At 57.9% G+C, this 14,648-nt stretch carries 12 protein-coding genes; 7 read left to right on the forward strand and 5 right to left on the reverse strand.

Annotation, left to right across the window (positions count from 1 at the left end; genetic code table 11):
* Positions 1-46 precede the first annotated feature (46 nt).
* Positions 47-559 carry a M48 family metallopeptidase gene (locus RT197_RS05150; RefSeq protein ID WP_312948004.1) on the reverse strand — a complete coding sequence of 171 codons (513 nt, stop codon included), beginning with the start codon at positions 557-559 and terminating at the stop codon, positions 47-49.
* Positions 560-643: 84 nt separating this feature from the next.
* Here RT197_RS05150 and rlmG point away from each other — a divergent pair, with 84 nt between their 5' ends.
* Positions 644-1,780 carry a 23S rRNA (guanine(1835)-N(2))-methyltransferase RlmG gene (rlmG, locus tag RT197_RS05155; RefSeq protein WP_312948005.1) on the forward strand — a complete coding sequence of 379 codons (1,137 nt, stop codon included), beginning with the start codon at positions 644-646 and terminating at the stop codon, positions 1,778-1,780.
* Here rlmG and RT197_RS05160 read toward each other — a convergent pair.
* The 4 genes from RT197_RS05160 to RT197_RS05175 form a co-directional block, all read right to left on the reverse strand.
* Positions 1,777-3,795, reverse strand: a complete 2,019-nt coding sequence (locus tag RT197_RS05160; protein WP_312948007.1) for an NADPH-dependent 2,4-dienoyl-CoA reductase — start codon at positions 3,793-3,795, stop codon at positions 1,777-1,779. The two genes, rlmG and RT197_RS05160, sit on opposite strands and share 4 nt — an antisense overlap.
* Before the next feature lie 148 nt (positions 3,796-3,943).
* Positions 3,944-5,008: a sn-glycerol-3-phosphate ABC transporter ATP-binding protein UgpC gene (locus RT197_RS05165; RefSeq protein WP_312948008.1), complete on the reverse strand. Its 1,065-nt coding sequence runs from the start codon at positions 5,006-5,008 to the stop codon at positions 3,944-3,946.
* Positions 5,005-6,396 (reverse strand): phosphomannomutase CpsG, encoded by a 1,392-nt coding sequence (locus RT197_RS05170; protein ID WP_312948009.1) that lies wholly within the window; start codon positions 6,394-6,396, stop codon positions 5,005-5,007. Before RT197_RS05170 ends, RT197_RS05165 begins: the two co-directional genes overlap by 4 nt.
* A 27-nt stretch (positions 6,397-6,423) precedes the next feature.
* Positions 6,424-7,479, reverse strand: coding sequence for a LacI family DNA-binding transcriptional regulator (locus tag RT197_RS05175; protein ID WP_312948011.1), 1,056 nt, complete (start codon positions 7,477-7,479; stop codon positions 6,424-6,426).
* A gap of 173 nt (positions 7,480-7,652) precedes the next feature.
* Between RT197_RS05175 and RT197_RS05180 the strand changes: the two genes are divergently transcribed.
* The 6 genes from RT197_RS05180 to RT197_RS05205 are packed head-to-tail and all read left to right on the forward strand — an operon-like array spanning position 7,653 to position 14,191.
* On the forward strand, positions 7,653-8,942 hold the full coding sequence (locus RT197_RS05180; protein WP_312948013.1) for an ABC transporter substrate-binding protein: 1,290 nt from the start codon (positions 7,653-7,655) through the stop codon (positions 8,940-8,942).
* A gap of 9 nt (positions 8,943-8,951) precedes the next feature.
* On the forward strand, positions 8,952-9,818 hold the full coding sequence (locus RT197_RS05185) for a sugar ABC transporter permease (protein ID WP_312948015.1): 867 nt from the start codon (positions 8,952-8,954) through the stop codon (positions 9,816-9,818).
* Complete coding sequence (locus RT197_RS05190) at positions 9,819-10,646, forward strand: carbohydrate ABC transporter permease (RefSeq protein WP_312948017.1); 828 nt, start codon at positions 9,819-9,821, stop codon at positions 10,644-10,646.
* Between the two features lie 10 nt (positions 10,647-10,656).
* Entirely contained in the window at positions 10,657-12,243 is a 1,587-nt protein-coding gene (locus RT197_RS05195; protein WP_312948019.1) for an alpha-glucosidase, read from the forward strand.
* Positions 12,227-13,285 (forward strand): glycoside hydrolase family 130 protein, encoded by a 1,059-nt coding sequence (locus RT197_RS05200; protein ID WP_312948021.1) that lies wholly within the window; start codon positions 12,227-12,229, stop codon positions 13,283-13,285. Before RT197_RS05195 ends, RT197_RS05200 begins: the two co-directional genes overlap by 17 nt.
* Positions 13,286-14,191 carry a DUF1861 family protein gene (locus RT197_RS05205; protein WP_312948023.1) on the forward strand — a complete coding sequence of 302 codons (906 nt, stop codon included), beginning with the start codon at positions 13,286-13,288 and terminating at the stop codon, positions 14,189-14,191.
* The last annotated feature ends 457 nt before the right edge of the window (positions 14,192-14,648 follow it).

Genomic DNA, 14,648 nt, shown 5'->3' on the forward strand with positions numbered 1-14,648 from the left:
AAAGCCTTCGCGCTCACGCCCGAACAATTTGCGGGCGTGCCTGTGATTAGCGGGTGGCGATGATGCCCTGCTGCTGCGCCAGATGCGTCAGCCATAACCGCGTATCAAACTCCAACTGGTGATACTGCGGCTCCATATAACAGCAAAGCTGGTAAAACGCTTTGTCATGCTCTTTCTCTTTCAGATGCGCCAGTTCATGCACCACGATCATGCGCAAAAACGGCTCCGGGGCGCTGCGAAACACGGTGGCGACGCGGATTTCTGCTTTTGCTTTAAGCTTGCCGCCCTGCACGCGGGAAACGGCGGTGTGCAGACCGAGCGCGTTTTTCAGCACGTGGATCTTATTGTCGTACATCACTTTATTGATCGGCGGGGCGTTGCGCAGAAACCGGCTTTTGAGATCCTGAGTATACTGCCAGAGGGCTTTATCGGTAGCGAACTCGTGGGTGCCGGGGTAGCGCTTTTCCAGCACCGCGCCCAGCCGCTGTTCGGCGATCAATGTGCGAACCTGGGTGAGCAGATGTTCGGGATAGCCGCTTAAATAGGTCAGTTCGCTCATGCTTATCTCAGATTAAATGAAAAAAGGGTATACTCGTCGCCCCCGCGCGGGGAACTACCGAAATTTTACCACTCAGGAGGGCCGATGAGCCACTTAGACAACGGTTTCCGTTCACTGGATTTAAAACGTTTCCCGGAAACGGACGACGTCAACCCGCTTCAGGCGTGGGAAGCGGCGGATGAGTATCTGCTGCAACAGTTGGACGATACCGACATCAGCGGCCCGGTCCTGATCTTTAACGATACGTTCGGTGCGTTAAGCTGCGCGCTGGCGGAGCATCAGCCGTTCAGCATTGGCGACTCGTATTTAAGCGAGCTGGGGACGCGGGAGAACCTGCGCCACAACGAGATTGCCGAAAACAGCGTCACCTTTCTCGACAGCACCGCCGCGTACCCGCAGGCACCGGGCGTCGTGCTGATTAAAATCCCGAAAACGCTGGCTCTGCTGGAACAGCAACTGCGCGCGCTGCGCCAGGTGGTGACCGCGCAAACGCGGATTATCGCCGGGGCAAAAGCGCGGGATATTCATAATTCGACGTTAGAATTGTTCGAAAAAATTCTGGGACCGACCACAACCACCCTGGCGTGGAAAAAAGCGCGTCTGATCAACTGTACGTTCAGCGAACCCGCCCTGAAAGACGCGCCACAGACCTTAAGCTGGGCGCTGGAAGGTACGCCGTGGACGATCCACAATCACGCCAACGTATTCTCACGCACCGGGCTGGATATCGGCGCGCGCTTCTTTATGCAGCACCTGCCGGACGATCTGGACGGGGAAATTGTCGATCTCGGCTGCGGCAATGGCGTGATTGGCCTGACGCTGCTGGAGAAAAACCTGCAGGCGACGGTGGTGTTTGTTGATGAGTCGCCGATGGCGGTGGCATCCAGCCGCCTGAACGTTGAAACCAACATGCCGGAAGCGCTGGATCGCTGCGAGTTTATGATCAACAACGCGCTCTCCGGCGTGGAGCCGTTCCGCTTTAACGCCGTGCTGTGCAACCCGCCATTCCACCAGCAGCACGCGCTGACCGATAACATCGCGTGGGAAATGTTCCACCACGCGCGCCGCTGCCTGAAAATCAACGGCGCACTGTATATTGTGGCGAATCGCCATCTCGATTACTTCCACAAGCTGAAAAAGATTTTCGGCAACTGCGAAACCCTCGCCACCAACAGCAAGTTTGTGGTGCTGAAGGCGGTGAAGCTGGGTCGTCGCCGCTAAATCTCCAGCGCCAGTCGGGTGCCCTGCGCAATCGCGCGTCGGGCATCCAGTTCCAGCGCCACATCACACCCGCCAATTAAATGCACCGTTTTGCCTGCTGCGCGCAGCGGATCGGCCAGATCGCGTCTCGGCTCCTGACCTGCGCAGATCACCACATGATCAACCTCTAATCGCTGCGGTTCGCCGCCGATCAGCACATGTAGCCCTTCATCGTCGATCTTCTGATAGCTGACGGCGGGGATCATCTTCACGCCGCGCGACAGTAGCGTGGCGCGGTGGATCCAGCCGGTGGTTTTGCCCAGTCCGTCACCCGGCTTGCTGGCTTTGCGCTGAAGCATGACGATCTGGCGCGGGCTTTTCGCCAGCTGCGGCCCTTCCGGGCGCAGGCCGCCGGGCTGGCTGAGGCTGGTGTCGATCCCCCATTCCACGCAAAATTCGGCGATATTCTGGCTGGTCGGATCGCCGGGCTGGCTTAGGTACATCGCGGTGTCAAAACCGATGCCGCCGCAGCCTATGATTGCCACGCGTGCGCCAACGGGCGTTTTATCGCGCAGCACGTCCAGATAAGTCAGGACTTTTGGGTGATCGATGCCCGCGATGGGCGGAATACGTGGTTCAATGCCGCTGGCGAGGATCACCTCATCAAACATGTTCAGATGCTCCGCCGTGACGACGTGACTGAGCTGTAGCGCAACGCCGGTGATGTCGATCATCCGTCGGTAATAGCGTAGCGTCTCGTAGAACTCTTCTTTGCCGGGGATCTGTTTGGCGATGTTAAATTGCCCGCCGACCTCCGCCTGCGCGTCAAACAGGGTGACGCTGTGACCGCGCGCGGCAGCGTTAATCGCAAACGCCAGTCCCGCCGGACCTGCGCCAATGACCGCAAGGTTTTTCTTTTTCAGCGCCGGTACGATTGGCATTCTGGTTTCGTGACAGGCGCGGGGGTTAACCAGGCAGGAAGTGACTTTGCCCGCGAAGATCTGATCCAGACAGGCCTGATTGCAGCCGATGCAGGTGTTGATCTCATCTGCCCGGCCCGCCTGTGCTTTGCTCAACAGCGCGGCGTCGGCCAGGAAAGGCCGCGCCATGGAGACCATATCGGCATCGCCGCGCGCAAGGATCTCTTCTGCCACCGCCGGATCGTTAATCCGGTTGGTGGTCACCAGCGGGATAGTGACTTTGCCTTTCAGCTTGCGTGTTACCCAGCTAAACGCGCCGCGCGGAACGGGGGTGGCGATGGTCGGGATACGCGCTTCGTGCCAGCCAATGCCGGTGTTGATAAGCGTTGCGCCCGCCGCTTCAATCGCCTGCGCAAGCTGGATGGTTTCGGTAAGCGTGCCGCCGTTTTCGACCAGGTCAATCATCGACAGCCGGTAAATGATAATAAAGTCATCGCCCACCCGTTTGCGCACGGCGCGGACGACCTCCACAGCAAAGCGCATTCGCCGGGCGTAGTCGCCGCCCCATTCATCGTCACGCTGATTGGTGCGCGCCGTCAGAAATTCGTTGATCAGATAGCCTTCGGACCCCATCACCTCCACGCCGTCATAGCCCGCTTCCCGCGCCAGCGCCGCGCAGCCAGCAAAGTCGTTGATCAGCGCGAGGATTTCACCGTGCGTCAGTTCACGCGGCGCAAAGCGGTTAATCGGTGCCTGAAGCGGAGAGGGAGCCACCGGCTTCGGCTGATAGCTGTAGCGCCCGGTATGCAGAATTTGCAGGGCGATTTTGCCGCCTTCATGATGCACCGCATCGGTTACCAGACGGTGGTGCGGCAACTGGCGGGCGTGATTCAGCACTGCGCCACCCTCCATGGTGACGCCGGAGGATGAGGGGGCCACGCCGCCGGTGACAATCAGCGCCACCCCGTGCCGGGCGCGTTCGGCGTAAAACGCCGCCAGCCTTTCCGCGCCGTCGGGACGCTCTTCCAGACCGGTATGCATTGAACCCATCAGTACCCGGTTTTTCAGAGTGGTGAAGCCCAAATCGAGCGGGGCGAACAGCGACGGATAGCTCATAATGGTGTCCAGTATGTAAAATTATTGTTATGTGGTCGGATGAGTTACTAATTTAGCGGGCGCAGCGGAAAAGGGAAAAGATCATTGCGGTGATTGTGATGGGATTCAAAGATCGGCGGGATGCCGGGCGTGTGCCCGGCATCCGCGATCAGGAAATGCGTTTTCCCAGACTGTCGAACAGGTGCAGATGCTGTGCGGCAATGGAGAGACGCAGTTCAGTGCCCTGCGGGAAGCTCAGCTGGCGGAAGGATTTCAGGCACACCGGATGACCATCCAGATCCAGCCACACCAGCGTGGAGTCGCCCTGAAGTTCGCACAGGCGGGTGCGCGCGGTCAGCGTAAATTCGCCGTCGCCTTCGTATTGCAGATGCTCCGGGCGCAGCGCGACGAACAGCTTGTCACCTTCACGCAGCCCCTGCGGTGTATAACTTAACGGTAACTGGAGCCTGTCGTTGATATGCAGCGCGCCGTTTTTCCATACCGCTGGCAGCACGTTGATTTTGGGCGTGCCGATAAACTCGGCGACAAACAGGTTTGCCGGGGTGTTGTACAGCTCCAGCGGCGTGCCGACCTGCTCAATTTTGCCCTTGTACAGCACTACAATCCGGTCGGCGAGCGTCATCGCTTCCACCTGATCGTGGGTGACGTAAATCATGGTGTTATGCAGGGTGTTATGCAGTTGCTGGATCTCCTGGCGCATCTCTACGCGCAGCGCCGCATCCAGGTTCGACAGCGGTTCGTCAAACAGAAACAGTTCCGGCTGCTGAACAATTGAGCGACCAATGGCCACGCGCTGACGCTGACCGCCGGAGAGGTTTTGCGGCAGTCGGTCGAGCATCTCGTCCAGCTTCAGCATCTTCGAGGCCTGCTGAATGCGCGTGTCGATCTCATCCGCCGGGGTTTTGATATTTTTCAGGCCGAACGCCAGGTTTTCCCGCACCGTCATGTGCGGGTAGAGGGCGTAAGACTGGAACACCATCGACAGGTTACGTTTTCCCGCCGCCAGCCGGGTGACATCTTCCGCGCCCATTTTTAGCGTGCCGCCGTCTGGCTCCTCCAGACCGGCAATAATACGCAGCAGGGTCGATTTACCGCAGCCGGACGGGCCAACCAGCACGATAAATTCACCGGAAGCGATTTCCAGCGACAGGTTTTCAATGATGGTCGATTTGTCATACTTTTTATGGATATTGTGGAGCGAGAGAGCCGTCATCGTGATTCCTTTCCTGTAGCGTGACTCTGTGTGATGAGCTGTTGTAATTGCTGGGTTTTTTCTGCAAGTAGTGCCGCATTACCGCGCGTTTCGACATTCAGGCGCAGCAGCGGCTCAGTGTTGGAAGCGCGCAGGTTAAAGCGCCAGTCGGCAAAATCGAGGCTCAGGCCGTCGAGATCGCTGCGCACGCCGCCCAGCGGGGCGTAGTGGTCGGCGATAAACGCCAGCGCCGCACCGGTTGAGCAAACCGTCATGTTGATTTCGCCGGACACCGGATAGCGCAACTGGGCTTCCTGTACGTAATGGGAAAGCGGCTGGTGGCTGGCACCGAGAATATCCAGCATCACCACCAGCGGGATCATGCCGCTGTCGCAGTAGCCAAAATCGCGGAAATAGTGGTGGCCGCTCATCTCGCCGCCGTAAATGGCGTTCTCTTCGCGCATCCGCGCTTTGATAAAGGCGTGACCGGTTTTGCTGATCACCGCGCGGCCGCCATGCCGGGCGATGGTGTCCAGCGTATTCCAGGTCAGGCGCGGATCGAGCAGGATAGTGCTGTCGGGTTTTTGCTGTAAAAAACCGCCTGCAAACAGGCCGGCCAGGTAATAGCTTTCAATAAATTCACCGCGCTCGTCGAAGAAGAAGCAGCGGTCAAAATCGCCGTCCCACGCCACGCCGAAATCAGCCTGATGCGCCAGCACCGCGTCGCGGGTGGCGCTGCGGTTTTCTTCCAGCATCGGGTTCGGCACGCCCGCCGGGAAATGCCCGTCCGGGCGGTGATACAGGCGAATGAAATCCACCTCGATGCCCCGCGAGCGCAGCGCGGCGTCCAGCGCATCCAGCGCCGGACCGGCGGTGCCGTGTCCGGCGTTAACCACCACCCGCAGGCGGCGTTGCGGTTTGTCGTTCAGATAATGCAGCAGATGCTTCGCCCAACTGGGGCGGTTGTCGAAGGTGTGGACACGACCACGGCGGAGGCTTTCCGTCCACTGATTGCGTTCGGCCAGCGCTTTGATCTCCAGCAGGCCGTTATCGTTGCTGATGGGCCGGGCGTCCTCGCGCACCAGCTTCATTCCGTTATACTGCGCGGGATTGTGGCTGGCGGTCACCTGAATTCCGCCGTCGGCTTTCAGTTCGCGGGTGGCGAAGTAAATCTCCTCCGTGCCGCTCTGCCCGATGTCAATGACGTCCGCGCCGCTCATCACCAGCCCTTCCGCCAGCGAGGCTTTGAGTTCGTCTGAACTCAGGCGGACGTCTGCGCCAACCACGACGCGCCGGGGCTGTAGCCAGGCTCCATAGGCGCGTCCAATACGAAAAGCGATATCCGGCGTCAGCGTTACCCCGACTTCGCCGCGAATGTCATAAGCTTTAAAACAGTTCAGTTCATCCATAATCTGCTCGTTAGTGGGTTTATCTATTCAGGCCGATTCACGAATAATGAGCTGGTGTTCCAGTTCATAGTGCGTAAGCGGCCCGTCCTGCAAAAGAAGTTCTACCGCGATTTCGCCTTTTTTCTCGGCGTTCTGTGCGATGGTGGTCAGCCCCGGCCCGCCGGTGTCAATCGCCAGGTTATCGAAACCGGTGATGGCGACCTGCTGCGGCACTGCAATATTGCGCCGCTGGCAGTGCTGAATAGCGCCGATGGCGAAGCGATCTGACAGGCAGATCAGTGCGGTAATTTCCGGGTGTGCCGCCAGCAGCGCATGGGCGGCCTCCGCGCCGTGCTCCTCGTCGTGGCGGGTTTCATACAGCCAGCACGTTTCGGGGGCGATGTGATGGGCGATGAAGGCGTCCCGGCAGGCGTTTACCCGCGTCACCATCACCAGATTATCTCCCGCTACCGGCGCGCTTAAATCACGCATTCCCTGGGAATTTTTGCTGGCGGCAAAGGAGATGATGCCGAAATAGCGGTGGCCTTTGCCGAGTAAATAGCGGGTCATTTCCTGCATCGCCCCGGCGTTGTCGATGGAGACGCTGCTGTACTGCGGCAGGCGAAAATCCAGCGTGACCAGCGGAATTTGTCGCGCCAGCGTTTGCTGGATCACCGCCTCGTTATTGTGCGTGGCGTTGAGGATATAGCCGTCAACCAGAGTGGTGAACGGCGCGATCTCCGTCTGCTGGTGTTTACGCATCGGGATCAGCACCAGGTTCTTGTTTTGTTTTTCGCACTGGGTGGCGATACCGCGCATCAGGTTGATGTCATGCGGATCGATAAACACATAGCTCATCGAGTCGTTGAAGATCACGCCGATGGTATCGGACCTGCCGGTGCGCAGCGCGCGGGCGAGTTTGTCCGGCCCCTTAAAGCCCACGACCTCCGCATATTGCAAAATGCGCTCCCGCAGTTCGCTGGAGAGCTTCTCCGGGTTATTCCACGCATTGGAAACGGTGGTGTGGGAAATTCCCAATGCCTGCGCCAGAGATTTGGTAGTAATTTTCTCTTTATTTTTCATTATATTAACATTATATGCCATTGTTATTAATCTACTGACTTTAGCGTCATTACGGTCGCTAAGTTTAACGTTAAACAAAAAGCAAAATGTGACGTGTTTAACGTTAAACATAAAAAGCAGGTGTTAGTTTACGCAACGTTCCAGGAGCAGGAAGTATCAGAGAACACCTCTTTTTAGAGTCAGGGAGATTAATCGTGAAAGTTGCAACAGTTGCTAAATGGACGGCTTCGGCACTTCTCAGTATTTGTATTGCTGGCTGTGGCCCGGATGAAAAAACCGAAGTGAAGGAAGGCGCTAAAACTCCGATCAAAATGTGGGTCGCGCCAAACGAGAACGAAGAAGCATTCTGGAATGCCATGGTCAAAGAGTGGAACCAGGACCCCTCCCATACCCCCGTTGAATTTACCGCTATCCCGGCCGCAAGCAGTTCTGAAGAAGCCATTATGAACGCACTGGCTTCCGGTACTGAACCCGATCTTTCCAGTAACATCTTTATTGGTTTCGCCAGCCAGCTGGCGGAAGTCAACCAGCTTGAAGACCTTTCTAAAATGCCGGGCTATGACGAGCTGGTGAAAAATCGCCATATGGAATCGCTGCTGCCCGCCTGGAAACTCAACGGCCAGCAGAACGTGCTACCGCTGTACGTTAACCCCATCGTCTGGTGGTGGCGCGGCGACCTGCTGCAACAGTACGGCGTGGATCGCGTTCCCACGACTTATGACGAGCTGTACGCGCTGGCAGAAAAACGCGCTGCCGATAACAAAGGCTACGCCATTCAGCTTACCGCCGGGAAAAACTGGTGGGAACGCTGGTTCGATCTGATCCCCCTGTACTATGCGCAGAGCGGCGGTAAAACCTATGCTGCCGACAACAAGGCGCAGTTTAACGATGACGCTGGCGTGAAAGTGCTGACCTTTATGGGCAAAGTGTTCAGCAACAACTGGAGCAGCTACGACTTTACCGCCGCTGACGATCCGCTGGCGACCGGTCAGGTCCTGGCCTCCGCGCGCGGTCCTTGGGATATCGCCCGCTATCGCAAGCAGTATCCTGAAGTGCTGAAAGATATCAAAATTGGTCCAATGCTGACCGAGCAGGGGGCGGCGCATCCGCACACCTTCGGCGACAGTAAAGGTCTGGTCATTTTCAGCACCAGTCAACATAAAACCGAAGCCTGGGCATTTATTCAGTGGGTGTACGGCAAGGCAGAACACGATCTGGCCTGGCTTGAAACCACCGGGATGCCGCCTGCGCGCTCTGACCTGCTGACCAACCCGATCTTCGTCGATTACTTCAGCAAAAACCCGCTGGAAAAAGAAATCGCCTCTTATGTCGACGTGGCGCTGCCGCCTGTCGCTACCACTCAGACCACGGAAATCCAGCGCAGCATGACGCAGATGGTTGAGCAGGTGATCTTCAAACACGAAGACCCGGCAAAAGCGCTTGAACAATCTGCGCAAGAAATCGACGACCTGCTGCGTAAATAAGAGGGATTTATGGCAGGATATGATTCACGTACCGGAGGCCTTCTGGCCTCCTCATGGATAGGTTATTCGTTGCTGTTCTGGTTCTACCCGCTGGCCTGGCTGGTGGTGCTGAGCGTAACGCAATGGCAGTTTATTGGTTCGCCTCAGTTCACCGGGCTTCAGAATATTATCGGCGTTATGCACGATAAGCTGTTCTGGAAATCGATGCTTAACGTGGGGCGTTTCCTGCTTTATTACCTGCCGATTGTTTTCATCTCGTCGCTGCTGTTTGCCGCCGGGCTGAAGCGTATTAAATACGGCAAAAGTTTTATTGCTCTTAGTTTTTTGCTCGCCAATATTTCGTCCGGCGTGGCGTACTCTATCGTCTTCTCTAAGCTGTTCAGTGAATTTGGTCCGGTAAACCAGTTCCTGCGCGAATGGCTGGGCGTCTCAGTACCGTGGTTTACTAACCCGGACTGCGCAATGCTCTCTATTGCGCTGATTGTGACCTGGAAATTCGTTGGCTATTACGGACTGATCCTCTATTCCGGGATGCAGGCGATACCGAACGATATTTACAGCGCGGCGCTGCTGGACAAAACCGGACGCTTCAAACAGGGCTGGGCCATTACGCTGCCGATGATGAATCCGCAAATCGTGATGGTCATGGTGCTGGCAATCACCGTCGCGTTCAGTATTTTCACCGAGCCTTATCTTATTACCGGCGGCGGGCCGCTGGACAGTACCACCAGCCCGATGGTGGTGATGTATGAGATGGCCTTCCAGAAAATGAAGCCTACGTGGGCGGCTACCATGTCGATTATTGTCGCGGCGTGCAGCTTCCTCATTATCTGGCTGTTCAGAAAACTGTTTGAAAAAAATATAGAGATCGTGTGAATGAAAAAACTCACGCCATTGAGCCTGGTCATTCACGCCGCGATGCTATTGCTGGCGCTGACCTGGCTGTATCCATTTATCTGGATGGTCATCGCGTCGCTAAAACCGACGGCGGAAATCTACACCACCGGGCTTTTTTCCGGGCATTTCTCGCTGGATAACTACCACTTCCTGTTTGATAACAGCAACCGGGCGGACAAACCGTTCCTGCGCACTCTGTGCAACTCGCTGTTTGTGTCGCTGACCATTACCGCCTGCGTGACGGTCACGTCAATGCTGGTGGGCTACGCGGTGGCGAAAACCGAATTTCGCGGCAGAAATGCCTTTAAAAACCTGCTGATCGTGCAGATGGTCTTTCCGGCATTCATGTTCATCATCCCGCAGTTTGTGCTGATGCGTGAGCTGGGGCTGATCAACAGCTACAGCGCGATGATCCTGCCTTACGCCATGAGCGCCTGGGGGATTTTTATGGTTTCGCAGAGCTTTAAAGGCACGCCGAACGATTACCTGTACGCCGCGCGCCTCGACCATGCCAGCCTGTGGGGGATTTTGCGCCACGTCATGATGCCGCTGAATAAAGCCATTCTGGCGATCGTCGCGCTGTTCACTTTTTCCAGCTCCTGGGACAACTTCCTGTGGCCGCTGATTGTGATGCGTGAGGCGGAGAAAATGCCGTTCTCGGTGCTGCTGGCGACCTTCAGTAAATCCTACGGGATTTACCTGGGGCCGGTGCTGGCGGGCGCGGTGGTGCAGATGCTGCCGGTGATCGTGCTGTTTATCCTGTTCAGGAAATATTTCCTTCAGGGTATGTCGCTGTCGCTGAAATAAGGAGATCCGCGTGAAAACTCTTCCCTGGTGGCAGGAAAGCGTCTGCTACCAAATTTATCTGCCGTCGTTTTGCGACGGCAACAACGACGGCCTCGGCGATTTTCGCGGGCTGCTGTCAAAGCTGGATTATCTGGCGGACCTCGGCGTGGGCGCTCTGTGGATCACGCCGTTTTACCCCTCGCCGTTGGTGGATAACGGCTACGACATCAGCGATTACTGTGCGGTCGACCCGCGCTTTGGCGACATGGGCGATTTCCGTCGGCTCATCGCGGGCTGCCATGCGCGCGGGCTGCGGGTGATTATCGATCTGGTGGTGAATCACGTCTCCTCAGAACACCCGTGGTTTAAGGATGCGTGGAACAATCCCGCCAGCCGCTACCGCGATTACTTTATCTTTGCCGACCAGCCGAACAACTGGCAGTCGTTTTTCTCCGGCAGCGCGTGGACGGCGGAGCCGGATACCGGCCAGTATTACTACCACAAGTTTGCGCCGCAGCAGGTGGATCTCAACTGGGCCAATCCGCAGGTAGAGCGGGAAATCCGCAAGGTGATCGACTTCTGGATCGCCCAGGGCGTTGACGGCTTCCGCTTCGATGTCATCAACTTTCTGACCACCGATGGCATTCTCGCCGATAACCCCGACGAAAACGGCGAGCAGCAGCACGAGCACGATATCAACCAGCCCGGCATCATCAACACGCTGCAACGTCTGTGCCGCTACGTGCGCCAGCGCGGGGATTTTTTCCTGATCGGCGAGATTGGCAGCGACGATCTCAGCGTGCTGCGTCGCTATCAAAGCCCGGAGCTGATGGATGTGGTGTTCAATTTTAACATCGGCAGCCAGAAGACTTTCGACGTGCCGCGCCTGTTTGCCGCGCTGACCGATACCCACGAGCAGCAGTCCGGCCTGCCAACGCTGTTTTTCTCCAGCCATGATATGCCGAGGATGATCAGCCGCTTTGGCGAAACCGAGCGCGATACCGCCCGCGCCGGTGCCGTGCTTGCGCTCCAGCTCACGGTTAGCGGCGTGCCGTTTATTTTCCAGGGCGAAGAGCTGGGGCTGACCGATTACCGTCCGCAAACCGTGGAGCAAATCTTTGACATCCAGGGCCGGACCCATTATCAGACCGCGCTCGACGCGGGGATGACGCCGGACGAGGCGCTGGCGGCCGCCATCGATCGCTCCCGCGACGGCTCCCGCGCGCCGCTGCCGTGGAACGAAGGCGCGTATGGCGGCTTTTCCGGCGTTGCGCCGTGGATGCCCGTCACCGCCGGGGCGCAAAGCGTCAATGCCTTCACCCAGATGCAGGACCCCGCATCGTTATGGAATCACTATTGCCAGCTTATTACGCTGCGCAACCACACCGCCGCACTGCGCAGCGGTACTTACAGCACGCCGCTGACGTTAACCGACGCCTGCATCTGGTTCTCCCGCGAAACGCCGGAAGAGCAGGTGTGGGTGGCCGTCAACTTCGGTGAACCTGTTCTCAACCCATGGCACAGCATCGCGGCTGAAACCCTTTGCGGCGAAGATGCCATGTGGCTGGCTAAAAATCAGTTTTTAATCAAAAGGAGTCGTCATGGAAAGGCACAGTAAAAATCCTCTGATCGTTCCGGCGGATGTGGTTCCCTCACAGCCGTATATGAAAGTGGAATGCGCGTTTAACACCGGTGTAACCGAATGCAACGGCGAAATTATTCTGCTGCTGCGCATTGCCGAAAGCGTGATCAACGACGATCCGCAGCAGATCGTCGTTCCGCTGCTGGAGAAGGGCGCGCAGGGATGGAGCGTCACCACCCGGACGTTCGATCGCCGCGACGATCGCTATGATTTCAGTGACCCGCGCGTGATCGTGCTGAAAAGCGATCGGGCGCAGGTCTGGTTAACGTCAATGTCGCACCTGCGGCTGGCAAGAAGCACCGACGGCGTGAATTTCCAGATCGACACCCAGCCGTTCATTACCGCCGACACCCAGTATGAAGAATTCGGCTGCGAAGATGCGCGCATTACGTACATCGACGGCATGTGGTACATCAACTATTCCGCCGTCTCGTCGCTGGGCATTTCCACCGCGCTGGCGGTGACCAAGGATTTCGTCACGGTCGAGAAAAAAGGGCTGATTTTCTGCCCGGATAACCGCGACGTCTGCTTCTTCCCGGAAAAAGTCGGCGGCAAATACCAGGCGCTGACCCGTCCGGCACCGTGCCACTTCGGGCACCCGGAGATCTGGATTTGTGAATCGCCGGACATGCTGCACTGGGGTAACCATCGCCATCTGCTGGGGCGTTCCGGTGATGCGTGGGACTGCCATAAATCAGGCGGCGGCGCGCCGGTTATCAAAACGGATCGCGGCTGGCTGGAGATCTATCACGGTGTGGATGCCGATCAGCGTTACTGCCTCGGCGCGCTGCTGCTGGATCACAACGACCCGACCAAAATCCTCGCCAAATCGCCGGTGCCGCTGCTGGAACCGACCGCGCCGTATGAACGCGAAGGCTTCTTCGGCAACGTGGTGTTTACCTGCGGTGCGCTGGTGATCAACGATACCCTGCACGTCTGGTATGGCGCAGCCGATGAGAAAGTGGCGCTGGCAACCATGACGCTGGACAAACTCTGGCAACACCTGGGTCTGGCCTGAATGCGTGCGCCAGTCGCCGCGTTATACCGCGCGTATCTGGCGTGCCGTCAGCCCTCGGCGTGCGGGAAAATCCGCTTTAGCGGTGTGAGCGGGTACGATGTCTATAACCCGACCGCGCCGTTTGCCGATAACGGGCGCTGGCTTATCGCCGCACGGGTCGAACCGCGCAACAGCGAGCGTTCGCAGGTCCATTTTTTCCACTGGCCGGGTGGGGAAGAGGCCCGGCTGCTGGCGGAGCTGCCGGTATTTGATCTTCAGGACCCGTTCGTCTGCCGGATAGCCGATCGCACGGTGCTGGGCGGCGTGGAGGTTGAATTCTCGCCCGACGACAGCGTATTACGCTGGCGTACCCGTTTTCTGGTTGGGCCGTCGGTGGCGGATCTTCAGCCGTTAAGCCAGGGTCCGTGGGGGATGAAAGATATTCGCCTGGTTGAACTGGCGGACCAGCGCATTCTGGTCTTCACCCGTCCGCAGGGACAGCCCGGCGGACGCGGCACCATTGGCTGGATGATTATTGACAGTCTGGCGGAATTGAATCCGCAGAATATCGTCCGTGCCACGCTGCTGGAGCAGGTGGACGAAAACGACTGGTGCGGCGTCAACGAAGCGCATCTGCTGGCCGACGGACGCATCGGCGTACTGGCTCATGTTGCGCGTTTTGACGCGCAGCAGAATCGCCATTACTATGCGGCGTCTTTCGTTTTCGATCCCGGCAGCGGGAGTTGTTCGCCGATAAAAATCATCACCTGCCGTGATGATTTTCTTCCCGGTGCAAGCAAGCGCGACGATCTGCACGACGTCGTTTTCCCCGGCGGCCTGTATGGTATGCCGGGCGCTGAAGTCCGGCTGTTTTGCGGCACCAGCGACTGCGAGGTGCAATGGCGAAGCCTCCCGGCTCCGTTCTGATCCTGAAAAGCCACCTGCCGTGAGGCGGTGGCTTTTTTACTGAGGGGGAGGCGAGGGAGGGCGGATAAACGTTCCCCCTCACCCCGGCCCTCTCCCTCAAGGGAGAGGGAGAAAACCGGGCGTTACCACGCACCCGGCCGGTTCCCTCTCCCTGGGGGAGAGGGTTAGGGAGAGGGCGTGTACGAGGATGAGGGCGGATAAACGTTCCCCTCACCCCGGCCCTCTCCCTCAAGGGAGAGGGAGAAAACCGGGCGTCACCACGAACTCGATCGGTTCCCTCTCCCGGGGGAGAGGGACAGGGAGAGGGAGAAAAACCGGGCGTCACCACGAACTCGATCGGTTCCCTCTCCCGGGGGAGAGGGTTAGGGAGAGGGAGAAAACCGGGCGTTACCACGCACCCGGCCGGTTCCCTCTCCCTGGGGGAGAGGGTTAGGGAGAGGGCGTAAACCCGCACCGG

Source organism: Superficieibacter sp. (genome assembly GCF_032071645.1).
Taxonomy (GTDB): domain Bacteria; phylum Pseudomonadota; class Gammaproteobacteria; order Enterobacterales; family Enterobacteriaceae; genus Superficieibacter.

Excerpts from the sequence above, each read along its gene's own strand:
- RT197_RS05150 (WP_312948004.1), bottom strand. The coding sequence starts at position 559 with ATGAGCGAACTGACCTATTTAAGCGGCTATCCCGAACATCTGCTCACC.
- rlmG (WP_312948005.1), top strand. The coding sequence starts at position 644 with ATGAGCCACTTAGACAACGGTTTCCGTTCACTGGATTTAAAACGTTTC.
- RT197_RS05160 (WP_312948007.1), bottom strand. The coding sequence starts at position 3,795 with ATGAGCTATCCGTCGCTGTTCGCCCCGCTCGATTTGGGCTTCACCACT.
- RT197_RS05165 (WP_312948008.1), bottom strand. The coding sequence starts at position 5,008 with ATGACGGCTCTCTCGCTCCACAATATCCATAAAAAGTATGACAAATCG.
- RT197_RS05170 (WP_312948009.1), bottom strand. The coding sequence starts at position 6,396 with ATGGATGAACTGAACTGTTTTAAAGCTTATGACATTCGCGGCGAAGTC.
- RT197_RS05175 (WP_312948011.1), bottom strand. The coding sequence starts at position 7,479 with ATGGCATATAATGTTAATATAATGAAAAATAAAGAGAAAATTACTACC.
- RT197_RS05185 (WP_312948015.1), top strand. The coding sequence starts at position 8,952 with ATGGCAGGATATGATTCACGTACCGGAGGCCTTCTGGCCTCCTCATGG.
- RT197_RS05190 (WP_312948017.1), top strand. The coding sequence starts at position 9,819 with ATGAAAAAACTCACGCCATTGAGCCTGGTCATTCACGCCGCGATGCTA.
- RT197_RS05200 (WP_312948021.1), top strand. The coding sequence starts at position 12,227 with ATGGAAAGGCACAGTAAAAATCCTCTGATCGTTCCGGCGGATGTGGTT.
- RT197_RS05205 (WP_312948023.1), top strand. The coding sequence starts at position 13,286 with ATGCGTGCGCCAGTCGCCGCGTTATACCGCGCGTATCTGGCGTGCCGT.